Here is a 24,408-nt window from a genome sequence, read left to right on the forward strand (position 1 = left end):
GACAGGCGATCTCACGGCACTAAAGTCGGTCGGGCGCTGGCCGTTAACCCGGCACACGCCCTTGAAGGCGCGCCATTATACACAGGCGATTCCACCGGACCTGCCCGATGACCCCCATCTCCGCGATTCCACCCAGCGTCGGCGTCACGCCCGCCCTGCCCGTCCGGGCCGCGGCGGCGCAGGCGTCGGATGCCGGCGCGCAGATCCTGCAGGCCCTGCAATCCCTCGATGACCTGATACCGCCCGGCAGCACGGCCACCGCCGAGGTGCTCGCCACCCGGCCAGCCGGCCAGAATTTCCAGTTCCTGCTGCAGCTGCAGCTGGCCCAGGGCGGCAGCGTCCTGCTCACCACCCAGAGTCCGACCAATAACCTGCCGGTGGGCAGCCAGCTGCTGGTGAGCACCCTGGGCTCCACCCAGCTGGCGGTGCTGCTGCAGAGCCTGGAAGGCGACGCCCCGCCACCACCGCTGCAGCAACTGGACCTGCGCCAGCTGCCGGTGGGGACCACCCTGCAGTTACGGGTGCTGAGCAGCCTGCTGCAACAGCAGCCCGACGCAGCACCCACCTACGAGGTGATCGCCAAGGCGCTGAGCGCCAACCTCGAAGGCCGCCAGCTCAAGCTGGAATCGCCCCGTCCGGTGCCGGTGGGCAGCCTGTTGACCGTGGTGATCAAGGACCGCCAGGAGGTCACGGTGCTGCCCATGGCGCAGCGCCTCGACCAGCTCGACATCGACCGCCAGCTGCAGGGCCAGGGCCAACGCCAGCTGTCGATGAACGCCCTGCTGCAATGGCTGGAGGACGTCCCCGAGGCGGAGCTGCCACCGTCGGTGGGGGCCGCGCTCAAGGCGCTGCTGGCCAATCTGGAGCACACCGAGACGCTCACCACCGCCCAGGGCTGGACCCGCGCCCTGGCCCGTAGCGGCTTGCAACTGGAGCAGCAACTGCTGGAGCGCGGCGGTCCCGATCTCCAGGAAGACTTCAAGGCCAACCTGCTGCGCCTGGTGGATCGACTGCTGGCCAGCGTACCGGGCGATGCCCTGCGCAATCCCCAGGTCGCGGCCCAGGCCGCCCAGCAGAATCTCCCCGACGCCCTGCGCCGGGCCCTAGGCGGCGCCGCCACTGCCAGTCGCCAACCCACCGCCCTGGACTTTCCCCTGGGCGAACGCGACGGTCGCGGCCTCAGCGCCGCCAACGCCGAACTCGACGAATTGCTGCAACTGGCCACCGGCGTCATCGCCCGCCTGCAGACCCACCAGCTCGCCAGCCTGGCCCAGACCCAGGTCCTGCCGGACGGCTACTACCTCTCCACCTGGCAGACCGAGATTCCCTGGCGCGATGGCGAGCGCCTCGGTGCGGTGCAGGTGCGCTTCCAGGAAGAACGGCCGCCGCCGGATACCCGCGGCGAAGCCCGCGACAGCCTGTGGAAGGTGGAACTGGCCTTCGACCTGGCACCGCTCGGCCCGCTGCAGGTACGGGCACAGCTGGCCAGCGGCCGGCTGTCGAGCGAGTTCTGGGCGGAAAAAGGCGCCACCGCGACGCTGATCGATACCGAATTGCCCCATCTGCGCGACCGCCTGCTGGCCGCCGGCTTCGTGGTCGGCGACCTCAGCAGCCGCCAGGGCCGCCCTGCGCGCCATCCGCGCACCTCTCTCGAACAACGTTGGATCGACGATACCGCATGAGCACGTCCGCCCCCCGCCAGGCCATCGCGTTGTCCTATGACGGCAGCAGTGCACCCATCCTGTCCGCCAAGGGCGACGCCGAACTGGCCGAACTCATCCTGGCCACAGCCCGGGAGCACGAGGTGCCCATTTACGAGAACGCTGATCTGGTGCGGATCCTGGCGCGCCTGGAGCTGGGCGCGGAAATCCCCGAGGCGCTCTACCGCACCCTGGCCGAAATCATCGCCTTCGCCTGGCACCTCAAGGGCAAGTGCCCGGCCCACCTGGCCGACCAACCGGACCTGTCCTACGGCTGGGAGCGGATGCCGTAGGTTGCGGTTGAGCGCAGCGAAGTCCAACAGCCGGGCTTGGACGACACGTCGAAACCCGTCCAGATCTCGGCAGCGTTGGGCTTCGCTATGCTCAGCACCAACCTACGCCCGGTTTCAGCGACCCTGCAACGAATGCCCGACGACGCCCTTCTCTTCCACCTTGGCGGCGTCCCAGAACGCGTCCATCTCCTCCAGGCTGGCTTCCTGCGGCGTGCGCCCCTGGGCTTTCAGCGCCTCTTCTATATAGCGGAAGCGTCGCTCGAACTTGGCGTTAGCCTGGCGCAGGGCGTCTTCCGCATCGACCTGCAGGTGCCTCGCCAGATTGACCATTACGAATAGCAGATCGCCCACCTCTTCCGCCACCTGGGTGGCCTGGCCGTTGGCCATGGCCTCGCGTACCTCGTCCAGTTCCTCCTGGATCTTGGCCACCACCGGCGTGGCATCGGCCCAGTCGAAGCCGACATTGGCGGCGCGCTTCTGCAGCTTGGCCGCCCGACTCAGGGCCGGCAGCGAAGCCGGCACGTCATCCAGCAGCGACAGCTGCTCGGGCGCCGCGGCCTTCTCCGCACGCTCCTCGGCCTTGATCTCTTCCCAGCGCCGCTTGATGGTCGCCTCGTCCAGCCGTGGCAAGTCCAGGGGGCCATGCAGGTCGCCATCGGGAAAGACATGGGGATGACGCCGCACCAGCTTGCGGGTGATGCCGTCCACCACCTGGGCAAAGTCGAAATGGCCATCCTCACGCCCCAACTGGCTGTAGTAGACGACCTGGAACAGCAGATCGCCCAACTCGTCGCGCAGCTGGGGAAAATCCCGCTTGGCGATGGCGTCGGCGACCTCGTAGGCCTCTTCCAGGGTGTGGGGCACAATGCTGGCGTAGTCCTGGCGCAAATCCCAGGGGCAGCCGTGCCGGGGATCGCGCAACCGGGCCATGAGGTGCAGCAGGTCGTCGAGCTGGTACATGAGTGAATCCTATCGCTGGAAAAAGCACGAGGCGCCAGAGGCGCCTCGTGGGGTCGTCGCCACACCGCTCAGGCAGTGCGATTACGCCGGGCTTCGATGATATTGGGCAGCTGGGAAATGCGCCCGAGCAGGCGGCCGAGGGCGTCCAGGCCGGGGATCTCGATGGTCAGCAGCATGTTGGCGGTGTTTTCCTCGCGATTGGAGCGGGTGTTCACCGCCAGCACGTTGATCCGCTCGTTGAGCAGGATCTGCGAGACGTCGCGCAGCAGACCGGAGCGGTCGAAGGCCTTGATCACGATATCGACCGGATAGGTCTGCACCGGCACCGGGCCCCAGCTCACCTGGATGGTCCGCTCCGGCTCGCGACTGGCCAGCTGCAGGGCATTGGCGCAATCCTGCCGGTGGATAGTCACGCCGCGGCCGAGGGTGATGTAGCCGACGATGGCGTCACCCGGTACCGGCTGGCAGCACCCAGCGATCTGGGTCAGCAGATTGCCCACCCCCTGGATCTGTACATCGCCGCGCTTGCCCGGCTTGTTGGTGGGCTTGCGCGGGAGGAGATCGAGGGTATCGAGGCCCTTGTCCGGCTCCACCAGCTGCTGAGCGGCGTGCATCACATGGGCCAGGCGCAGATCGCCGGCGCCCAGGGCCGCGAGCATGTCCTCGGCGCCCTTGTAGTTGACCTTCTCGGCCAGGATGTTGAAGTCCACCGGCGGCAACGCCAGGCGTGACAGCTCGCGCTCGACCATGGCCTTGCCGGCGGCGACGTTCTGGTCGCGCGCCTGGAATTTGAACCAGTGGACGATCTTGGCCCGGGCCCGCGAGGTGTTGACGTAGCCGAGGTTGGGGTTGAGCCAGTCGCGGCTGGGCGAACCCTGCTTGCCGGTGATGATCTCCACCTGCTCGCCGGTCTGCAGCTGGTAGTTCAGCGGCACGATGCGGCCGTTGATCTTGGCGCCGCGGCAGTTGTGGCCGATCTCGGTGTGCACCCGATAGGCGAAGTCCAGCGGCGTCGCACCCTTGGGCAGGTCGATGGCGTGACCGTCGGGGGTGAAGACGTAGACCCGGTCCGGCTCGATGTCGACCCGCAGCTGATCGGCCAGGCCGCCGATGTCGCCCAGCTCCTCGTGCCATTCCAGCACCTGGCGCAGCCAGGAGATCTTTTCTTCGTAGTGGTTGGAGGCCGATTTGACGTCGGTCCCCTTGTAGCGCCAGTGCGCGCAGACCCCCAGCTCCGCCTCTTCGTGCATGGCGTGGGTACGGATCTGCACCTCCAGCACCTTGCCTTCCGGGCCGATCACCGCGGTATGCAGGGAACGGTAGCCGTTCTCCTTGGGATTGGCGATATAGTCGTCGAACTCGCGGGGAATGTGCCGCCAAAGGGTATGCACGATACCCAGCGCGGTATAGCAGTCACGCATCTCGGGCACCAGTACCCGCACCGCCCTCACGTCGTAGATCTGGCTGAATTCCAGACCCTTGCGCTGCATCTTCCGCCAGATGGAATAGATGTGCTTGGCCCGACCGCTGAGGTCGGACTTGATGCCGGTGGCGGTGAGTTCGTCCCGCAGCTGCTGCATGACGTCGGCGATGTACTGCTCGCGATCCAGCCGCCGTTCGTGCAGCAGGGTCGCGATCTGCTTGTACTGCTGCGGCTCCAGATAGCGGAAGGACAGGTCCTCCAGCTCCCACTTGATATGGCCGATGCCCAGGCGATGGGCCAGGGGCGCATAGATGTCGGCCACCTCGCGAGCCACCCGGTTGCGGCGCTCTTCGGTGGCGTTCTTGACCGCGCGGATGGCACAGGTGCGCTCGGCCAGCTTGATCAGGGCCACGCGGACGTCGTCGACCATGGCCACCAGCATGCGCCGCAGGTTGTCGACCTGGGTCTGGCTGCCCAGCACCATGGACTTGCGCGGATTGAGACTCTCGCTGATCGCCGCCATGCGCAGCACGCCTTCGATCAGCTTGGCCACCACCGGGCCGAAATGCTCGGTCGCCGATTCCAGGGTCGCCTTGCCCTCGCGCACCGCTCGATAGACGATGGCCGCGATCAGGCTGTCCTGATCCAGCTTGAGGTCGGCCAGGATCTCGGCCATCTCCAGCCCGGTGTGGAAGCTGGAGGTACCCTCCGCCCAGGTGTGCTCGACCTGACCGGAATTCTCTTCCGCCGTGCGGGCGAAGCCGCAGGCATCCAGCAAGGCCTCGCGATCGAGATTCGGATCCACGCTCTGGATATGATCCAGCCAGGCGTGGAGGTTGATGCTGCCATCGACGTTGACTGGCTGATGCGCTCTGACCTGTACCATCTACCCCTTCCTCACGGCGTAGCCTTCTCGCCGGATTGGCTCGCATCGGTTGGCGAGCCGTCGTTACCCGGGCATCCTGCCCGCTTCGAACAGCACCATGGCTTCCACATGGGCGGTCTGCGGGAACATGTCGAGAATGCCCGCCCTTGTCATGCGATAGCCCTGTCGGACCAGCTCTCCCGCATCCCGCGCCAAGGTGGCCGGGTTGCAGGAAACATAGACCAGTCGCCCGATGCCGAGCCCTCTGAGCTGCCGGACCACCTCCAGCGCACCGTCGCGCGGCGGATCCAGCAAGGCCAGCGAATGGCTGCCCAGATCGGCGGGTAGCGGGTTCGACAGGTCCACCTGTAGAAAGTGCGCGTTGCCGATGCCGTTGTCACGCGCATTTTGTATTGCCCGGGATGTCATCGCCGCGACCCCTTCGATCCCGGTGACCGCCGCTGCCTGCCGCGCCAGTGGCAGGGCGAAATTGCCCAGGCCGGAGAAGAGATCGAGCACCCGGTCGTCAGCGGTGGGCGCCAGCCAGTCCAGCGCCTGGGCGACCATGGCCTCGTTGATGGCAGCGTTGACCTGGACGAAATCGCCCGGCTGATAGGCCAGCGTCAGGTCCCAGGGCGCCAATCGATAGCCCAGCCTGGCGTCGGTCTGATCCGGCTGCGGCTCGCCCTTGCCCTGCCACCAGAGCTGGACGCCAGCGGCCGCGCAGAAGTCGCGCAGACGGGCCTGGTCGCCTGGCAGCAGCGCCTGGGTATGGCGCACCAGCAGGGCCGTGGCCGTACCCTGGAAGAGCTCGACATGACCGATCGCCTGGGGCCGCTCCAGCCCGCTCAGCACGTCAGGTAGCGCCCGCAGCAGCGGCTGCAGTTCCGGTACCAGTACCAGGCAGTCGTCGGGGGTGACGATGTCCTGGCTGGCCTCGGCGCGAAAACCCACCTCCAGGCGCCCTTGGCGTTCGTCCCAGCGCACCGCGACGCGGGCGCGCCGGCGATAGCCGAATTCGGGACCGACCATGGGCGCGGCCCAGGCCAGCGGTTGCACCCCGGCCAGCCGGCGGAATTGCTCGGCGAGGGCGTCTTGCTTGAGGGTCAGTTGATCGGCATGGGGCAGGTGCTGCAGGGTGCAACCACCGCAGCGGTCGGCCACGCTGCAGGGCGGTGTGCGCCGCAGCGGATTGGCTTCCAGCACCCTGAGGGTACGGGCCTCGACCACCTGGCTACGAGCACCGAGCACCCGCGCCTCGACCTGCTCGCCCGGCAGGGCACCGGCGACGAACCAGGTCCGCCCGCCTTCGCGGGCGACGCCGCGGCCGTCATGGGACAGCCGCTCGATGGCCAGCAGCTGCCGCTTGCCAGTCGGCACCGCCGCCGCCCGGGCGCCACCGGCGGGTTGGAAGCGCAGCCCGCCGCCGCCTCGCTTAGCGCGGGTCATAGACGCCGGTCGACAGGTAGCGATCGCCTCGGTCACAGATGATCGCGACGATCACCGCATTGTCCACTTCCCGGGCGATGCGCAGGGCGCCCGCCACCGAACCGCCGGACGACACACCGCAGAAGATGCCTTCTTCCCGGGCCAGGCGGCGCATAGTGTCCTCGGCTTCCTGCTGGCCCATGTCGATGATGCGATCCACGCGACTGGATTCGTAGATCTTCGGCAGGTAGGCCTCCGGCCAGCGGCGGATACCGGGAATGGCCGCGCCCTCCTCCGGTTGCAGACCCACGATCTGCACCTTGGGATTCTGCTCCTTGAGGTAGCGCGAGGTACCCATGATGGTCCCGGTGGTCCCCATGGAACTGACGAAATGGGTGATGCTGCCGTGGGTCTGGCGCCAGATTTCCGGACCGGTGCCCAGGTAGTGGGCGACCGGGTTGTCGCCATTGCCGAACTGGTCGAGCACCTTGCCGCGGTCCTCGGCCTGCATGCGGGTGGCCAGATCCCGCGCGCCTTCCATGCCCTCTTCCTTGCTGACCAGGATCAGCTCGGCGCCGTAGGCGGTCATGGCCGCCTTGCGTTCGGCGCTGGAGTTGTCGGGCATGATCAGGATCATGCGATAGCCCATGATCGCGGCGGCCATGGCCAGGGCGATCCCGGTGTTGCCGGAGGTGGCCTCGATCAGGGTATCCCCAGGCAGGATGTCGCCACGGGCCTCGGCCTGGCGGATCATCGACAGCGCCGGGCGGTCCTTGACCGAACCCGCCGGGTTGTTGCCTTCCAGCTTGAGCAGCACGGTACTGCGGGTGTCGCCGGCCAGGCGCTGCAGGCGCACCAGCGGCGTGTTACCGATGCAATCGGCGATGGTGGGATAGTGCAGACTCATGAATCAGCTCGTTCCGCCAGGGGTGAAAGCCTTCCATGATACTCCCAAAGCACCGCTGACCCTACCCATCCGGCGCCTGGCTAAGGCCGCGGCGTGGCGGCGCCGTCGCTGGCCACCTCCAGGGCGGCGGGCAGGCTCAGCGACAGGATGCCCTCCGGCCCTAGGTTGGGCCGCACCTGCGGCGTCACCTGCAGCCCCGGCAACCCGGCCAGCCGTTCGGCCAGCCGCTTGGCGGCCTCGGGCGCGACCTTGCGGGTGAGGTCCTCGGTACCGGAGTACAGCCACAGCTGCACCGGACGGGCACCCCCCACACCCTGGAATTCCTGCGCCCGCTTGAGGATGAAACCCTGCTGCCAGCCAAAGGCGACATCGCTCGCCACATAGCGCTGGAAAGCCTGGGGCTGCCGATAAAGGGTATCGAGCACGAACAGCCCGCCGTAGCCATGGCCCCAGAGGGTCTGGCGGTTGGGGTCCACCGGTACGCTCTGGGTCAGCAGCGGCTTGATGCGTTGTTCGATCAGATCGAGAAACGCCCGCGAGCCCCCTGCTGGCCAGTCCTTGCGCACGTCGTCATGATTGCGCCCACTGCCGATCGCCGGGGTGTAGTCGTAGGTGCGTTCCTGCATGGCGTCCGCGGCATCGGCGTACCCGATGGCCACCAGCACCGGCGGACTCTTCAGTTTATGCGGGGACAGCCAGACATCCTGCAGCTGTGCCAGGGCGGCATCGCCATCGAGCAGAAAGAGCGCGGGATAGCCCATCATCGGCGCCGGTTGCTTGGGGATGCCGATATAGACCCGATAGCGGCGCTTGCCATCCGCCGAGTCGAGCAGGTGCGTCTCGAAGCTGTAGTACATCGACCCCCGCTCCACCAGGGTGGTCTTCTTGGGCTCCTGGGCCTGGGTCGGCACCATCCAGCCGGTCCCCAGCAACAGGGCACCCGCCAGCATCAGACTGCAACTCTTCTTCAAAGGATCTCCTCGAACGCAACCGTACCGGAACGACCGGCAGTCCCTACCAGACCGCCGACGGGGTCAATGGTTGTGCACCTCGGCCAGAAGCCGTGGCAGCCTTCGCGGATTTTCTCGAATCAGCGCGCCAAGGGGTGCGACCCCTTTCGCAAAGACTCTCTTTACATTTGGTAAAGGGGTTAGACTCGCCATTTTCCTCGGGGGACGTGCAGTGCTGGACGAATTGGGACTCAAGGGGCGCATCTTGCTGTTGAGCGTCCTCCCGACCTGCTGCATGGCGGCGCTGCTGGGGGTCTATTTCAGCTGGGTGCAGCTGTCCGACATGCGCAACCAGCTCATCGAGCACGGTCAGCTGGTGGCCCAGCAGATGGCCCCGCTCATTGCCCCGGCCATGCGTACCGGCGACAACGACCAGCTCAACCGTATCGCCCAGCGCGCCCTCGACCAGGCCGATGTCCGGGCCATCACCTTCCTGGATGACGATGGCAACGTCCTCGCCCATGCGGGCCCCTCGATGACGGTGGCGCTCACCGGGCGGGACTACCAGACCATCAGCATGAGGTCTGGCCTCGACATCACCCACTTCAATCTGCCGGTGCAGACCCACGACCTGCGCCTGACCCGCAGCGACGGCAACCCGGCCACGCCCCAGACCCTGGGCTGGATCCAGCTCGAACTCTCCCATCACGCCACCCTGCTGCGCGGCTATCGCAACCTGGTGGCCGGCCTCCTGCTGATCCTGCTCGGCCTGGCCTTCACCGCCTTCATCGCCGTGCGCATGGGCCGGCGCATCAACCGGCCGCTGCAGGTGATCGCCCAGGGCGTCAGCCAGCTGCAGGAGGGGCGCCTGGAGACACGCCTGCCGACCCAGCTCGGCAGCCCCGAATTCGACGAACTGGCCACCGGCATCAACCGCATGGCCGAAGCCATGGAAAATGCCCAGTTCGAGATGCAGAACAACATCGATCAGGCCACCGAGGACGTGCGCCAGAACCTGGAAACCATCGAGATCCAGAACATCGAGCTGGATCTGGCGCGCAAGGCGGCGCTGGAGGCCAGCCGCATCAAGTCGGAATTCCTGGCCAACATGAGCCACGAGATCCGCACCCCGCTCAACGGCATCATCGGCTTCACCAATCTGATGCAGAAGAGCGAGCTGACCCCGCGCCAGCAGGATTACCTGAGCACCATCCAGAATTCCGCCGAGAGCCTCCTGGGCATCATCAACGAGATCCTCGACTTCTCGAAGATCGAAGCCGGCAAGCTGGTGCTGGAGAATCTGCCGTTCAATCTGCGCGACATGATCCAGGACACCCTGACCATCCTGGCGCCGTCGGCCCATGAAAAGCACCTGGAGCTGGTCTGCCTGGTCTACCGCGACACCCCGACCCACCTGGTCGGCGATCCGCAGCGCCTGCGCCAGGTGCTCACCAACCTGGTGAGCAATGCCATCAAGTTCACCCACTCCGGCACCATCGCCGTGCGCGCCATGGTCGAGGAAGAGACCGACGACCACGCCCAGTTGCGCATCAGCGTCCAGGACACCGGGGTCGGCCTGACCGACGAAGACCGCCAGATGCTGTTCCAGGCCTTCTCCCAGGCCGACAACTCCCTGACCCGCCAGGCCGGCGGAACCGGTCTCGGCCTGGTCATCTCCAAACGCCTGATCGAGCAGATGGGTGGCGAGATCGGCCTGGAGAGCATTCCCGGCGAGGGCTCGGAATTCTGGATCACCCTCAACCTGCCCAAGGCCCACGGCAGCGTCGAGAGCCACAAGCGCATCGCCCTGGCCGGCCGTCGCGTCGGCCTGGTCGAGCCCCACCCCCTCACCCGCCAGGCGCTGCAGCATCAGCTGGAAGAATGCGGCCTGAGCGTGGAGCCGTTCGAGACCCTGGAACAGCTCAGCGAAGCCGTCGCCCATCCGGCCTCCGGCAAACTACCGGTCAGCCTGGCGGTGCTGGGCGTCAGCGCGCGCAGCATTCCGCCGGACCTGCTCACCGAACGCATCTGGGAACTGGGTCGCCAGGACTGCAATACCCTGGTCTACTGCCCCACCACCGACCAGGCGGTGTTCCATGCCTCGCTGCCCGACGTCCATTGCCAACTGCACTCCAAGCCGGCCTGCAGCCGCAAGCTGGAACAGGCCGTGGCGGAATTGCTCAACCAGCGTCCGCAACGCAATGAAAGTGGCGGCCTGGGCATCACCGACAGACCACCGCGCCTGCTCTGCGTCGACGACAATCCGGCCAACCTGCTGCTGGTGGAGACCCTGCTGACCGATCTCGGCGCCCAGGTCACCGCGGTGGAGAGCGGCTATGCGGCGGTGGAAGCCGTCCAGCAGGAGCGCTTCGACCTGGTGTTCATGGACGTGCAGATGCCCGGCATGGATGGCCGCCAGGCCACCGAGGCGATCCGTGACTGGGAAGCCAGCGAAGGCGGCACCCCAGTGCCCATCGTCGCCCTTACCGCCCACGCCATGGCCAACGAGAAACGCGCCCTGCTGCAAAGCGGCATGGACGACTACCTCACCAAGCCCATCAGCGATCGGCAACTGGCCCAGGTCATTCTCAAATGGACCGGCCTGCGCCTGCTGCACAGCTCGGCGCCCGAGGTCACCAGCCTCAACAGCGGCGGCCAGGACATTTCCACGCTGGCGGTGATGGATGCGGACGAAGGCCTGCGCCTGGCGGCCAACAAGCCGGACCTGGCCAAGGACCTGCTGAGCATGCTGCTCGCCTCCCTGGCCGCGGACCGTCAGGCCATTCGCCAGGCCCGCGAAGACGGTGACCGCATCGCCCTCATCGAGCGCGTCCACCGCCTGCATGGCGCTACCCGCTATTGCGGCGTGCCCCAGCTGCGCGCTGCCTGCCAGCACAGCGAAACCCTGCTCAAGCAGGGCGCCCCGACCTCCAGCCCGGCGCTGGAAGAACTGGACGCGGCCATCGTCAATCTGTCCACCCAGGCCAAGAGCCCGCTCTAGCGGGCTAGTCCTCGAACAGCCGCAACTGCAGCGCCGCCTCGCGCAGATCGGTCAGGCGCACGCCCACGCCGAGCAGGCGCACCGGTCGATTGCCCCGCCGATAGGCCTGCTCCAGCAGCCGCCGATAGCTGTCGAGATCGCGCCCGGCGCCCTGCTGTTCCAGGGTGGTCTGGGTGAAGTCGTGGAACTTGACCTTGATGAAGGGCCGCTCCGGACGATAGCGGTCGGCCAGGCGCGTCAACCGCTCTTCGAGCTTGGCCAGCAACTCGGGCAACTCCTTGGCACAGGCGGCGGCATCGGGCAGGTCGCGGTCATAGGTGCGCTCGACGCTGGCCGATTGCCGCTGGCTGTCCACCTTGACCTGGCGCTCGTCGATACCATGGGCCAGTGCCCAGAGGCGCTCGCCGAAGCTGCCGAATTCACGCAGCAGATCGAAGCGCGACCAGGTCTGCAGATCGCTGCACAGGACGATGCCACGGCGCTTTAGCTTGTCGGCGGTGACTTTGCCGACGCCATGCAGCTTGGCCACCGGCAGCACGGCGACGAAGTCGTCCACCTCATGGGGCGCGATGACGAACAAGCCGTTGGGCTTTTTCCAGTCACTGGCGATCTTGGCGAGAAACTTGTTCGGCGCGACGCCCGCCGACACCGTGATGTTCAGCTCTTGCCAGACCCGGCGGCGGATGTCGCGGGCGATCAGGGTGGCGCTGCCATTGAACAGCTCGCACTGGGTGACATCCAGGTAGGCCTCATCGAGGGACAGCGGCTCGATCAGCTCGGTGTAGTCCTGGAAGATGGCGTGGATCTGCCGCGACACCTCCTTGTAGACGTCGAAGCGCGGCTTGACGAAAACCAGGTCGGGACAGAGCTTTTGCGCCTGATGGGACGACATGGCGGAGCGCACGCCAAAGGCCCGCGCCTCGTAGTTGCAGGTGGCGACCACCCCACGGCGATCAGGGGTTCCGCCTACCGCCAGCGGCTTGTTGCCCAGGCGCGGATCATCGCGCATCTCGATGGACGCATAGAAGCAGTCACAGTCGACATGGATGATCTTGCGCTGGCGCTTGGGTGGGAGCTGGGCGGGGGAATTGTCCGGAGCCATGGAGAAAGATGCCGGGCCGGGCACTGCGGCTGATTATCCGTACAGTAAGCCAAGACCGCCCGGATTTGTCCATGGCGGACGACGAATCGCCGGTTAACCGACGTCCTGCAGCAGGCGCTGCCGATGCACGACCTCTTCGCGCAGCTCGTCGACCACCGCCTTGAGATCATGGGCATGGTGCAACTGATCGTAATAGAGGTGGCGTTCGGCGATGACACCATCCGGGGTGGTGATCATCAGGCGCGCGAAATGCTCACTGCGCTCGAAGAACTCGATACGCCCCAGACCCTGGAGATGCTGAAGCAAGGTTTCCAGCAGGAGATTCATGGCGACCCCTTGGACTTTCCTGGTCAAACGGTTCAGTCGCGTTGCCCATCGTCGAAAGGTGCACTCTCGTCGTCGGCGATGACGATCCGCTCTTCGAAATGGCCGGATCGAACATGGCGGGACGTGGTGTCCAGCAGCGCCTGCGCGGAAACGCGCAGCGTCTTCATGTCGTCGACGAGCAATTCGACTTTTTCCACGACTTGAAGTGCCATGTCGGCGGCGCCATTGGCACTACTGCCGGTCAGCGCCAGCGAAAGATTGCACAACTGGGCGACGAGCGTCGCGATGTCGTGCTCCATCACGCGCATGATGCGCTGGTCCAGACCACTCGAATCCTGAGAAGGGTGCATGAGGTTCTCCATAACACCCAGCGAGGATAGCATATGGCCACCACCCGCCTGAGCGACCACGCGGCGTTTTGCTATCACCGTCTCACTTGTCAGCGCGGTGGACTCTCATCGGCTTTTCGGACTCTTTGCCGTCCTCATAGGTCGACTGAGGACGTACATCCAGGAGACCACCCATGAAACGCCCTCTATTGTTATCCTCCGCCCTGCTCGTCACCCTGGCGCTCGGTGGTTGTTTCGATCGCGATCAATCGGATCAGCAGAATCGCTCCAGTGGTGAAAAGGCTTCGGTCCAGATGCAGAAGAGCGACGGGGACAAGTGACCTCGACCCTGCCTGACTAAATAAGCCTTTGAAGAATATTAAATTTTTCCTTGACGAATTTTTTCTTGGCCCTATACTGAGCCACATCGGACGCGGGATGGAGCAGTCTGGTAGCTCGTCGGGCTCATAACCCGAAGGTCGTTGGTTCAAATCCAGCTCCCGCAACCAAATTCGAAAAAACCACTCTCTTGAGTGGTTTTTTTTTGCGCTGAATTTGACCGGGGTCAGATCCCAGCGGTGCGAACTCTGTAGCTACGCGAGCTACAAAGGTTGGTATAGAGCTTTTTTATCTGTACAAGGCTTGGCAAACCGCGCGCGACCAGTAATCTGACGCGCGTTCCTGTCTAGAGGAGTTTGCATGACTGCACCTGATCCAGCCAAAGAGGTCTCCTCGAAGCCGGCATCCCCTGCGGACCATCCTGTTTCGCCCCCTCAAGCACTGCCCTGGCGCCTGCTGGAGCGGTTGACGGCCTATCGACAACCCATCGAATTGGGTGTGACCCTGGTGTTGTTCGCCGCCGCGCTGGTGGTCTGCTGGCATCTGCTGAGCAGCATCGACGGCGAGGCGCTCCACGATGCCCTTCACGATATCCCACATTCATCCCTGATCGGCGCCCTGATCGCCGCCGCGGCCGGCTTCACCATCCTGCTCGGTTACGAGTGGTCGGCCATGCGCTTCGCCGACGTCAAGCTGCCGGCCCGCGCCTGGACCATGGGCGGCCTCACCGCCTTCGCCATCGGCAACGCGGTCGGGCTCTCCATGTTGTCCGGCGGCTCGGTACGCTATCGCCTCTATGCCCGCCAGGGCCTCAGCGCCCTGGAAGTGGCGCGGATGACGGTGTTTTCCAGTCTGGCGCTGGGCACCGCCCTGCCGCCACTGGCCGCCATCGCCGCGCTGACCAACCTGCCCGCCTCCACCCAGGCCCTGCGCGTACCGGAAGCGGTGATCGTTACCGCGTCCGCCGTGATCCTGATCGGCTATGCGATCGGCATCCTGGCGCTGCGTCGCTGGCGAGCACCTGAGCAGCCCTGCGCCCATGCCCTGCATTTCCGCATCGGCAAACGCGCCCTGCGCCTGCCGACCCTGCGGCTGTCCGCGCTGCAACTGGTGATCACCATCCTCGACGTGACCGCCGCCTCGATGGTGCTCTATCTGCTGCTGCCGACGGCTCCGCCCTTCGGTGCCTTCCTGCTGGTCTATCTGCTGGCGCTGGCCGCGGGCGTGCTCAGCCACGTCCCGGGCGGCGTCGGCGTGTTCGAAGCGGTGCTGCTGGCAGCCTTCGCCAACGAACTGGGTGCGGCTCAGCTCGCCGCGGCGCTGGTGGTCTACCGGCTGTTCTATGTGCTGCTGCCGTTCGTGATCGCCTGTCTGGTGCTGCTGTTCAGCGAAGGCCGGCGCCTGCTGTCGAACAGTCCTGCGGTACGGGTCGCCTCGGGACTCGCGGCACCCATCCTCGCCATCCTGGTTTTTTTTTCTGGGGTGGTCCTGCTTTTTTCTGGGGTCACCCCTGAAATAGACACCCGTCTGGAGGGCATGGATTTCCTGCTGCCCCAGCGGTTGATCGATGCCTCCCACCTGGGCGCGAGCCTGATCGGCGTCGTCTGTCTATTGCTGGCGCAGGGATTGCGCCGGCGCCTGTCCGCGGCTTGGGCGGTGACCTTGGTCTTGCTGCTGCTCGGTTCCCTGCTGTCCCTGTTGAAAGGTTTCGACTGGGAGGAAGCCTCCATCCTGGCGCTGACGGCGGCGCTGCTCGCCACCTTCCGCAAATCCTTCTATCGCCGCAGCCGGCTGATGGAGCAACCCTTCTCGCCGCTGTACGTGACCGCCAGCATCTGCGTGGTCGCGGCCTCGGTGTGGTTGCTGCTGTTCGCCTACCAGGACGTGCCCTACGATACCCGTCTCTGGTGGCAATTCGCCCTGGACGCCGATGCGCCACGCGGCCTGCGTGCCGCCCTGGGCAGTTCGGTCCTGCTGCTGATCATTGCCCTGGGCTGGCTGCTGCGCGCCGCGCCGCCGCCCATCGAAGCCCCGACCAACGCCGAGCTCGAGCGCGCCTTCGGTATCGTGCGCAAATCCAGTCAGCCGGATGGCGGTCTGGTGATGACCGGTGACAAAGCCCTGCTCTTCCATGAAAGCGACGATGCCTTCCTGATGTACGGACGGCGGGGCCGCAGCCTGATCGCCCTCTTCGATCCCATCGGCCGCTCCCAGCCGCGCGCCGAGCTGATCTGGAAGTTTCGTGATCTCTGCGACCTGCACCATGCCCGACCGGTGTTCTATCAGGTGCGCGCCGAAAATCTACCCTTCTATATGGACATCGGACTCACCGCGCTCAAGCTCGGCGAAGAGGCGCGCGTGGACCTGCACGCCTTCGATCTCGACAGCAAGGGCAAGAAGGACCTGAGATACACTTGGAATCGTGGCCAGCGCGATGGCCTGGCCATCGAATTCCATGCCCCGGGCGAGGCGCCACTGGACGAACTCAAGGCGATCTCCGACGTCTGGCTGGAAAGCAAGCAGGTGCGCGAGAAAGGCTTTTCCCTGGGTCGTTTCGACCCCGCCTATCTCCAGCACTTCCGCATCGCCGTGGTGCGCTTCCAGAGCAAGGCGGTGGCCTTCGCCAACCTGCTGGAAACCGAACGCCCGGATCTGGCCAGCATCGACCTGATGCGGGTCACCGCGGATGCGCCCAAGCAGACCATGGAATTCCTCATGCTCGGGCTGATCCTGCACTTCAAGACCGCCGGCTTCGCCCGCTTCTCGCTGGGCATGGTCCCGCTGGCCGGCCTGCATCCCCGCCGTGGCGCCCCCATCACCCAACGCCTGGGCGCCATGGTGTTCAGACGCGGTGAACAGTTCTATAACTTCCAGGGCCTGCGCCGCTTCAAGGACAAGTTCGATCCGGAGTGGGAGCCGCGCTACATGGCGGTACCCGCCGGCCTGGACCCCCTGGTCGCTTTCGCCGATACCGCCGCCCTAATCGCCGGGGGTTACACCGGTCTGGTCAAACGTTGAGACTCCTATGCTGAAACGTGCACTCGCAGTACTGCTCGTCATCCTGCTGATCGCGGGGGGCCTGGGCTGGTGGTGGCTCCATCGTTGGCCGTCGGCGCCCCAGGTCAAGGTCCTGGAGCAGCCGGATGGTCGGCTGCTGACCATGGCCGCGCCCAAGGGCGAGCCCCATGCCCACGTGGTGCTGGCCACGCCGTCGGACCTGCAGCTGGCGGATGCCGATCTGCTGGGCCTGGCCACCAACACCGGCGCCGAAATCGTCCAGTACGAGGTCAGGGTATCCAATGGCTGCCAGGCGCAGAGCGATGACTTCGCCAACGCGGCCAAGCAGCTGAGTGGCGCGCCGACCTTTGTCGGCGGCATCGGCCCAGGCGCCGCCCGCGCCTGGCGCTGGCTGACCACACAGGACAATCCGAAGGCCGCGGCCCTGAGCGTCGGCTTCAACCTGGAAACCCTGGATTGCCCGGATGCCCTGCCGGCCAAGGCAGCCGCGGGTCAATGGCACATCGCCTGGAACGATCATCCGACCGACGATTCGGCTATCTTCGTGCGCCAGCAGAGCAACGCCGATCTGACCATCGCCGACTACGGCACCGCCCTGCCGGTGGTCCTGCGCACCCAGCTCAAGAATCGTCTGCTGGGCCAGCACAACGACATCCCGACCATCGAGATGCCGGCCGATCCAGACGTCAAGCCAGGCCACCCCGACGTGGTGACCATCTTCTATTCCGGTGACGGCGGCTGGCGCGACATCGACCGTCTCTCGGCCCAGGCCATGAACGAAGCGGGTTATCCGGTCGTCGGCGTGGATTCCCTGCGCTACTTCTGGCAGCACAAGAGTCCCGAGCAGGTCGCCGCCGACCTCGCCAACCTGATGCAGGAATACCGCGAGAAGTGGAACGCCAAGCACTTCGTCCTGGCCGGCTACTCCTTTGGCGCCGACATCCTGCCAGCGGTCTACAACCGCCTGCCCAAGGCCGATCAGGACCAGGTGACCTCGCTGCTGCTGCTGGCCTTCAGCCGCAAGAGCAACTTCGAGATCGCCGTGGAAGGCTGGCTCGGCAAACCGGGCGACGAGGCCGATACCCTGCCGGAAACCAGCAGAATTCCCGCCGCCAAGCTGTTCTGTGTCTATGGCGAGGAAGAGAAGGACGACAGTGGTTGCACCCAGCCGGGTCAACCGGGTGAGAAGCTGGCCCGCCCGGGCGGTCATCACTTCGACGAGAACTACGACAAGCTGGCCGACTTCATGGTCAAGGCCATCGAGGCCCGTACGCCGCAATAGCCACCAGATAGACCGGGCTTGAAGCCTGTTCAAAGTCTAGCGAGCTAGAGCTAAGCAAGGCGAAGATGGCTGAGGAAGCGGAGTTTACGATTGGTAAATGAGCATTCCGAAGCCATCTTCAACGCCGCTTAGCCGACGCGCAGCAGACTTTGGACTGGCTTGGGTCCCGGACGAACGGCCGGAACAAGGGGGCGGTCTCCAACGGTCTATGGCTGCAACAGCCACGGAGACCTCTGTCATGAGCACACCGCTTTCCGCCGACGCCGCCAGCAAGATCCTGGTGGATGCCTTCCAACCCCTCGGCTGCGTGGTATCGTCCGGCGCGGATGGACATGACCTGGCGCTGGGCGTGGTGGATGCCCAGGGCAAGACGCTCTATACCGAGGAACAACTCAGCGAGACGGACTACAGCGATCCGCTGCGCCTGGCTGGCTACATAGGCAAGGTGCGCAGCGAGCTGGAAGGCCGCGGCCAGACCCTCGACAGCTGGCAGATGCCCTTCATCACCGACCCTGACGCCCTGCCCCCGCCGGTATTCAACTAGGCAAAGAAAAGGCCCCTGCTGGGGCCTTTGTTCTTTCTGCGCTCGACTAGATCTCGACCTGGGTGCCCAACTCGATCACCCGGTTCACCGGCAGCTTGAAGAATCTCAGGTTGCCGTTGGCGTTCTTCATCAGGAAGACGAAGAGATTCTCGCGCCAGGGCGCCATGCCCAGGCGCTTGGAAGCGATCACCGTTTCCCGGCTGAGGAAGTAGGTGGTGCGCATCGGGGTGAAATCCAGGCCTGGATAAGGGCAGTGGCTCAAGGCCAGGGGGATGTCCGGCTCGTCCATGAAACCGTAGTGCAGCACCACCCGATAGAAGCCGTCGCCGAAGTCCTCGACCTCCATGCGTTCGCCACGCGATACCCGCGGGCGATCCTCGTAGCGTACCGTGAGCAGCACCACCTGCTCGTGCAGCACCTGGTTGTGCAGCAGATTGTGCAGCATGGCATGGGGGACCACGTCGGTCCGGGCGGTGAGGAACACCGCGGTGCCCTTGGCGCGGAATGGCGGTTGGGCACGGATGCTACTGATAAAGATCGGCAATGGCAGCGCGCCGTCGTCCAGGCGCTCCACCACCAGTTGCCGGCCCCGCTTCCAGGTGGTCAGCAGGATGAAGATGACGATACCGGCGATCACCGGGAAGGAGCCGCCGGAAAAGATCTTCGGCGCATTGGCTGAGAAGTACAGGACGTCCACCAGCAGGAAGCCGATCAGCAGCGGCACCATGATCCAGCGCGGCCATTTCCACAGCAAGAGGATCACCGCCGACACCAGGCAGCTGGTGATCAGCATGGTGCCGGTCACGGCCACGCCATAGGCCTCGGCCAGGTTGGCCGAAGACTGGAAGGTCAGGATCAGGAAGATCACCCCCAGCATCAGCGCCCAGTTCATCAGCGGGATGTAGATCTGCCCCTGCTCCTGGCTGGAGGTGTGCTGGATCTGCATGCGCGGAATATAGCCCAGCTGGATGGCCTGGCGGGTCATGGAGAAGGCGCCGGTGATCACCGCCTGGGAGGCGATGACGGTGGCCAGGGTCGACAGCCCGATCATCGGCAGCAGCAGCCATTCCGGGGCCAGCAGATAGAAGGGATTACGGACCGCCGAGGGATCGGCGAGCAGCAGTGCGCCCTGACCGAAGTAGTTGAGCACCAGCCCCGGCAGCACCAGCAGCAGCCAGGCCCGGGCGATGGGTTTGCGCCCGAAGTGGCCCATGTCGGCATAGAGTGCCTCGGCCCCGGTCAGGGCCAGCACGGCCGCGCCCAGGACGATGAAACCCTTCACCGGATTGGCGGCAAAGAACTCCACTGCCCAATAGGGATTGAAGGCCTTGAGCACCTCGGGCTGCTGAACGATGCCATAGACGCCCAGGGCGCCCAGGGTGGTGAACCAGAGCACCATCACCGGGCCGAAGAACTTGCCGATGGTGGCGGTGCCGCGCTTCTGGATGGCGAAGATGCCGACCAGGATCACCAGGGCGATGGGCACGACCCAGGCTTCCAGACCGTCGAAGGCCAGCTCCAGCCCCTCCACCGCCGACAACACCGAGACCGCCGGGGTGATCATGCTGTCGCCATAGAAGAGCGCGGCGCCGAACAGGCCGAGCAACACCAGGGTGGTGGCCAGGCGCGGCGAGCCCTGAGCGGCGCGACGGGCCAGGGCGGTGAGAGCCATGATGCCGCCCTCGCCCTGGTTGTCGGCGCGCATGACGAAGGTGATGTACTTGAGGGTGACGACCCAGATGAGCGACCAGAAGATCAGCGACAGGATGCCGAGCACGCTGTCGTGGTTCAGCGCCAGGCCATAGTGCGGCGAGAAGACTTCCTTGAGGGTATAGAGAGGACTGGTACCGATGTCGCCGTATACCACGCCGGTGGCGAGCACGATCATTCCCAAGGCCGAAGGGGCTTTACCACCGTGCTCGTGTTCCGGACGGCTCATGCAGGGCTCCTAGAGTCTAAAATCGGCGCATCCTGCGCCGAAGCGGCGTCAGGATCAAGTTGAAAAGGCCGGTAGCGTGGCGCGGGCAACCTCTCGGCGCAGCGCTTCAAGGACCATAGACTCTCTGGTCGGCAAAAAGCTCTGTGCGGTCGCCAGGACCGGCGTACCCCTTCCAAGCAGCGGCAGAGATGGCTAGAATCGCGCGTTTTTTGATCAAGGCGCCTCCTGAGCGCCCGCCGAGGTTAGCCCATGTCCATCCAAACGTCCGCCCCCAAGGTCGGTTTCGTCAGCCTCGGCTGTCCCAAGGCCACCGTCGACTCCGAACGCATCCTTACCCAGCTGCGCATGGAAGGCTACGAGATCGTGCCGACCTATGAAGACGCCGACGTGGTGGTGGTCAACACCTGCGGTTTCATCGACAGCGCCAAGGCCGAATCCCTCGACGCCATCGGCGAGGCCATCGCCGAGAACGGCAAGGTGATCGTCACCGGGTGCATGGGCGTCGACGAGGGCAACATCCGCGGCGTGCACCCCAGCGTGCTGGCGGTGACCGGTCCGCAGCAGTACGAGCAGGTGGTCAGCGCCGTCCACGAGGTGGTGCCGCCGCAGTTGGAGCACAATCCGTTGATCGACCTGGTCCCGCCCCAGGGCATCAAGCTGACCCCGCGCCACTATGCCTATCTGAAGATCTCCGAGGGCTGCAACCACAGCTGCAGCTTCTGCATCATCCCCTCCATGCGCGGCAGGCTGGTCAGCCGCCCGGTGGGTGACGTGCTGTCCGAGGCCGAGCGGCTGGTCAAGGCGGGCGTGAAGGAGCTGCTGGTGATCTCCCAAGACACCAGCGCCTACGGCGTCGATCTCAAGTACAAACTGGACTTCTGGAACGGCCAACCGGTCAAGACGCGCATGCTGGAACTCTGCGAGGCGCTGTCGGGCATGGGGGTCTGGGTGCGCCTGCACTATGTCTACCCCTACCCCAACGTCGACGACGTCATTCCGCTGATGGCCGCCGGCAAGCTGCTGCCCTATCTGGACATCCCCTTCCAGCACGCCAGCCCCAAGGTGCTCAAGTCCATGAAGCGCCCGGCGTTCGAGGACAAGACCCTGGCGCGCATCAAGCGCTGGCGGGAGATCTGCCCGGAGCTGACCATCCGCTCCACCTTCATCGTCGGCTTCCCCGGCGAGACCGAGGAAGACTTCCAGTACCTGCTGGACTGGCTCACCGAAGCCCAGCTGGATCGCGTCGGCTGCTTCCAGTATTCGCCGGTCGAGGGCGCGCCGGCCAACGAGCTGGGTCTGGAAGCCGTTCCGGACGAGGTCAAGCAGGAGCGTTGGGAGCGTTTCATGGCGCACCAACAGGCCATCTCCGCCGCGCGCCTGCAGCTCAAGATCGGTCGCGAGATCGAGGTGCTGATCGACGAGGTGGACGAGCAAGGCGCCATTGGCCGCTCCTACGCCGATGCCCCGGAAATCGACGGCAACGTCTATGTCGACAGCGCCAATCCCCTCAAGCCAGGCGACAAGGTCTGGGTGCGGGTCACCGACGCCGACGAGTACGACCTCTGGGCAGAGGCGCTCTGATCCCTAGCTAGTCATGCAGACGGTGGGTGCCGGGCACATGGGCGTGCCCGGCCGCACTGCAGCTGGCGGTGGTCGCCGATGGCGCCGCCGGCTGACCGAGTTCGCGCAGGATGCCGCAACGGTCGCCTTCGCCTTCCCCCTGGCACTGCCGTCTCAGGGTCACCAGCTGTTCGCGCAGCTGATTCAACTCGCGAATGCGCACCTCGACATGATGCAGATGGGCGCCGATCAGGGCGTCCACCTGGGCGCACCCCGGCGTGGCGGTATCCCGTAGCGCCAGCAGCGCCCGGATCTCTTCCAGGGTCATGTCCAGGGAACGGCAATGACGCACGAAGATCAGGCGCTCGACCTGATCCTCGTCATAGCTGCGGTAGTTGCTGCTGCTACGCGCCGCCGGACGCAGCAGGCCTTCACGCTCGTAGTAGCGGATGGTCTCGACCGCGCAGTCGGTGCGCCGGGCCAATTCGCCAATCTTCATCGTGCCTTTCTCGCTCCGCTGACATCCGGACAGCCTGCCGCGCTCGCGGCCCTGGGGCAAGGGTTCTGGAACTACCGGCAGGCGGAGGGAAGAGACGTTGGCGACGCTCAGCCGGTGCGGACGTGCAGGAAGACAAAACGACGCCCCGGCGATGAGTGGATCGCCGGGGCGTCGCGACAAACATCAGACTAGTTGGCGTTGTTCTGGTACAGCGCGGAAGCACGGGCGGGATGTTCCGACTGGAATTGCGCTTGGGCATTGGCCCGGATCGACTTGCTGGACAGGTCGCGACTGGCCGCGGATGCGGTACCCGACAGCAGACCCATGAACAGGACGGCAACGAGCGCTTGGATACCCAGGACTTTCATAGCGAATACCTCTTGGTTGTGCTTTTTCGATAGACACAGCATACTCCCAGTACTAATCCGCCAAAAAGTCGCGTTTCCGTGAGTGATATTTACCTATTAGGCAAATATCACCAGGGAACGTCTTGATACTGCCTCGGACATTCGCTCATCGACCAGGCGCGCTGCCCTGCCTATTGCAACTCGCTCAGCTGTTTTTCCAGGCCCATGGCCTGGCCTGCCCCGACACTGGTCAGGTGGAACAAGCCATAGGCCTCCAGATAGGTCCAGCGACTCAAAGGACCATTGCCTGAGATGCCATGTCGGCATTCGAGAGTCTTGGCCCTGCCACTCAAGGTAGCCAGCACCTTGCGCGCCTCACCCTCGCCCACTACCTTGCAGGACAGCTTGATCTCCCGCTGCTCCGCGCCCTTCAGATTGCCGGTCAGGGTCTGCCGGGCCTGGTAGCCGACCTGGCTGCCCACCGCGAGCCTCCGCCAGTCGCCGCTGAAGCTCAGTCGATCCAGGCTGGCGAGTTCTTCCACCGGCAGATTGCCGTTGTCGAGGCGGGTGCGGCGTACCAGGTCGATCAGCCCGCGCCAATTGAGCGAGTCGACCCGTGCCGCCCTGCCCTGGGCGCTGAAGCGCAACAAGCCTGGCTGCGCGCCAGGGCTGACCCGGACCTCTTCGCGATAGGCCTGGGTCTGGCCTTCGTAACGGCTCTCGCCCGCCTCCACGAAGCGCTGCACGGCCATGGCTGGCGCGGGCAACGCCAGCGCCTTGAGCGCCTGCAGAGGCTGAGCCTGGGCCGCGGGCAACTCGCCAGCGGGCGACGGTGCAGCCGGCGTTGTCGCGGCGGCCTTGATCCCGCCCAGGCGTGGCGTGGCCAGTAAGGCATCCCGGCGGTCACAGGCGGCTTCCAGCAGGGTGCGCCGCTCGACGGGAGCGGCAGCGAAGGTCTCTTGCCCCTGGGCGCCTGGCTGGCTGTCAGTTATCCGCCCGGCGTCGTCCAGGCCGTAACGCGCCAGCAGCAGATAACGGCGCGCGGTACAGTCGGCGGCCAGGGATTCGCGCCACTGGCGCACCGGAGCGCCATAGCGCGGCGTCTGCAGCTGGACGGGCAACTGTTGGCCTCCCCAGAAGCGGCGCACCCCGTTGGCGTCCACCAGGCTGTTGCGGTCGATGACCAGGGTGTCGCCACCGGCGCCGCTGGCGAGGACACGCCAATCCGCACTGGCCGGCTGGGCGCAGAGCGCAGCCACGTCTGGACGCTGCTTGAGCGCCTCGACCTTGGCGGCGCTCAGCGCCAAGGGCACGGCATAGCCATTCACCCGTCCGGGATAGACGCGCTGATCGCCCTCCAGAAAGAGCAATTCGGCCTGTTCATCCACGCAATCCAAGGCCACCAACGCGGCGCCGCCATCCGCCAGGGCCAGCGCTAGTTGCAGGCGAGAGCCCTGGCGCAGGACGCTTTCAGCCATAACGGGCCGGGTGAAGAGCTCCTCGGCATCGGTCACCGGTTCGGCAGGCGGCTGCTGGGTGCTGCAACCAGCCAGCAGCGACAGCAGGCAGAAGGCGTAAATACGGTTGGAGATCAT

The 24,408-nt window shown here is 65.5% G+C and carries 20 protein-coding genes and 1 tRNA gene; 9 read left to right on the forward strand and 12 right to left on the reverse strand.

Annotation, left to right across the window (positions count from 1 at the left end):
• Positions 1–107 precede the first annotated feature (107 nt).
• Both FEZ61_RS07285 and FEZ61_RS07290 read left to right on the forward strand, forming a co-directional pair.
• Positions 108–1,682, forward strand: coding sequence for a flagellar hook-length control protein FliK (locus tag FEZ61_RS07285; RefSeq protein ID WP_173148007.1), 1,575 nt, complete (start codon positions 108–110; stop codon positions 1,680–1,682).
• Positions 1,679–1,993, forward strand: coding sequence for an EscU/YscU/HrcU family type III secretion system export apparatus switch protein (locus tag FEZ61_RS07290; RefSeq protein ID WP_017642228.1), 315 nt, complete (start codon positions 1,679–1,681; stop codon positions 1,991–1,993). Before FEZ61_RS07285 ends, FEZ61_RS07290 begins: the two co-directional genes overlap by 4 nt.
• 114 nt (positions 1,994–2,107) lie before the next feature.
• Here FEZ61_RS07290 and mazG read toward each other — a convergent pair whose 3' ends face one another.
• From mazG to FEZ61_RS07315, 5 genes are all read right to left on the reverse strand, one after another.
• Positions 2,108–2,953, reverse strand: coding sequence for a nucleoside triphosphate pyrophosphohydrolase (gene mazG / locus FEZ61_RS07295; RefSeq protein ID WP_173148009.1), 846 nt, complete (start codon positions 2,951–2,953; stop codon positions 2,108–2,110).
• Between the two features lie 68 nt (positions 2,954–3,021).
• Complete coding sequence (gene relA, locus FEZ61_RS07300; protein WP_017642226.1) at positions 3,022–5,262, reverse strand: GTP diphosphokinase; 2,241 nt, start codon at positions 5,260–5,262, stop codon at positions 3,022–3,024.
• 63 nt (positions 5,263–5,325) lie between these two features.
• Positions 5,326–6,690 (reverse strand): 23S rRNA (uracil(1939)-C(5))-methyltransferase RlmD, encoded by a 1,365-nt coding sequence (rlmD, locus tag FEZ61_RS07305; protein ID WP_173148017.1) that lies wholly within the window; start codon positions 6,688–6,690, stop codon positions 5,326–5,328.
• Positions 6,677–7,576, reverse strand: coding sequence for a cysteine synthase CysM (cysM, locus tag FEZ61_RS07310; protein WP_173148019.1), 900 nt, complete (start codon positions 7,574–7,576; stop codon positions 6,677–6,679). The genes rlmD and cysM overlap by 14 nt, the downstream gene beginning before the upstream one ends.
• Positions 7,577–7,656: 80 nt before the next feature.
• Positions 7,657–8,547, reverse strand: a complete 891-nt coding sequence (locus FEZ61_RS07315) for an alpha/beta hydrolase-fold protein (protein WP_173148021.1) — start codon at positions 8,545–8,547, stop codon at positions 7,657–7,659.
• Between the two features lie 211 nt (positions 8,548–8,758).
• Between FEZ61_RS07315 and FEZ61_RS07320 the strand changes: the two genes are divergently transcribed.
• The gene (locus FEZ61_RS07320) at positions 8,759–11,527 is read left to right on the forward strand and encodes a response regulator (protein ID WP_017642222.1); all 2,769 of its coding nucleotides are present in this window, start codon (positions 8,759–8,761) and stop codon (positions 11,525–11,527) included.
• 4 nt (positions 11,528–11,531) lie between these two features.
• Here the strand turns inward: FEZ61_RS07320 and dinB are convergent, their stop codons facing one another.
• The 3 genes from dinB to FEZ61_RS07335 all read right to left on the reverse strand — a co-directional run bounded on the left by dinB (position 11,532) and on the right by FEZ61_RS07335 (position 13,306).
• Complete coding sequence (gene dinB / locus FEZ61_RS07325; protein WP_017642221.1) at positions 11,532–12,629, reverse strand: DNA polymerase IV; 1,098 nt, start codon at positions 12,627–12,629, stop codon at positions 11,532–11,534.
• Positions 12,630–12,722: 93 nt separating this feature from the next.
• Entirely contained in the window at positions 12,723–12,956 is a 234-nt protein-coding gene (locus FEZ61_RS07330; RefSeq protein ID WP_017642220.1) for a hypothetical protein, read from the reverse strand.
• A gap of 32 nt (positions 12,957–12,988) precedes the next feature.
• On the reverse strand, positions 12,989–13,306 hold the full coding sequence (locus FEZ61_RS07335) for a hypothetical protein (protein WP_017642219.1): 318 nt from the start codon (positions 13,304–13,306) through the stop codon (positions 12,989–12,991).
• A gap of 173 nt (positions 13,307–13,479) precedes the next feature.
• Here FEZ61_RS07335 and FEZ61_RS07340 point away from each other — a divergent pair, with 173 nt between their 5' ends.
• The 5 genes from FEZ61_RS07340 (at position 13,480) to FEZ61_RS07360 (ending at position 18,468) form a co-directional block, all read left to right on the forward strand.
• Complete coding sequence (locus FEZ61_RS07340) at positions 13,480–13,626, forward strand: hypothetical protein (protein WP_017642218.1); 147 nt, start codon at positions 13,480–13,482, stop codon at positions 13,624–13,626.
• A 91-nt stretch (positions 13,627–13,717) separates the two neighbouring features.
• Positions 13,718–13,794 (forward strand) — tRNA-Met (locus tag FEZ61_RS07345).
• A gap of 190 nt (positions 13,795–13,984) precedes the next feature.
• Positions 13,985–16,642, forward strand: a complete 2,658-nt coding sequence (mprF, locus tag FEZ61_RS07350; RefSeq protein WP_242455107.1) for a bifunctional lysylphosphatidylglycerol flippase/synthetase MprF — start codon at positions 13,985–13,987, stop codon at positions 16,640–16,642.
• A gap of 7 nt (positions 16,643–16,649) precedes the next feature.
• Positions 16,650–17,924: a virulence factor family protein gene (locus FEZ61_RS07355; protein WP_173148023.1), complete on the forward strand. Its 1,275-nt coding sequence runs from the start codon at positions 16,650–16,652 to the stop codon at positions 17,922–17,924.
• A gap of 238 nt (positions 17,925–18,162) precedes the next feature.
• Positions 18,163–18,468: a hypothetical protein gene (locus tag FEZ61_RS07360; RefSeq protein WP_173148025.1), complete on the forward strand. Its 306-nt coding sequence runs from the start codon at positions 18,163–18,165 to the stop codon at positions 18,466–18,468.
• 46 nt (positions 18,469–18,514) lie between these two features.
• Here FEZ61_RS07360 and FEZ61_RS07365 read toward each other — a convergent pair whose 3' ends face one another.
• The gene (locus FEZ61_RS07365; protein ID WP_017642214.1) at positions 18,515–20,356 is read right to left on the reverse strand and encodes a potassium transporter Kup; all 1,842 of its coding nucleotides are present in this window, start codon (positions 20,354–20,356) and stop codon (positions 18,515–18,517) included.
• A gap of 306 nt (positions 20,357–20,662) precedes the next feature.
• On the opposite strand from FEZ61_RS07365, the gene rimO reads away from it, so the two are divergent.
• Complete coding sequence (gene rimO, locus FEZ61_RS07370) at positions 20,663–21,988, forward strand: 30S ribosomal protein S12 methylthiotransferase RimO (protein ID WP_093252824.1); 1,326 nt, start codon at positions 20,663–20,665, stop codon at positions 21,986–21,988.
• Between the two features lie 7 nt (positions 21,989–21,995).
• Here rimO and cadR read toward each other — a convergent pair whose 3' ends face one another.
• From cadR to FEZ61_RS07385, 3 genes are all read right to left on the reverse strand, one after another.
• Entirely contained in the window at positions 21,996–22,466 is a 471-nt protein-coding gene (gene cadR / locus FEZ61_RS07375; RefSeq protein ID WP_017642212.1) for a Cd(II)/Pb(II)-responsive transcriptional regulator, read from the reverse strand.
• 188 nt (positions 22,467–22,654) lie between these two features.
• Complete coding sequence (locus FEZ61_RS07380; RefSeq protein ID WP_017642211.1) at positions 22,655–22,834, reverse strand: hypothetical protein; 180 nt, start codon at positions 22,832–22,834, stop codon at positions 22,655–22,657.
• Positions 22,835–23,004: 170 nt separating this feature from the next.
• Positions 23,005–24,408 (reverse strand): hypothetical protein, encoded by a 1,404-nt coding sequence (locus FEZ61_RS07385; protein WP_173148027.1) that lies wholly within the window; start codon positions 24,406–24,408, stop codon positions 23,005–23,007.

It is taken from the genome of Pseudomonas sp. MS15a(2019), from assembly GCF_013277805.1.
GTDB classification, from domain to species: Bacteria; Pseudomonadota; Gammaproteobacteria; order Pseudomonadales; family Pseudomonadaceae; genus Chryseomonas; species Chryseomonas benzopyrenica.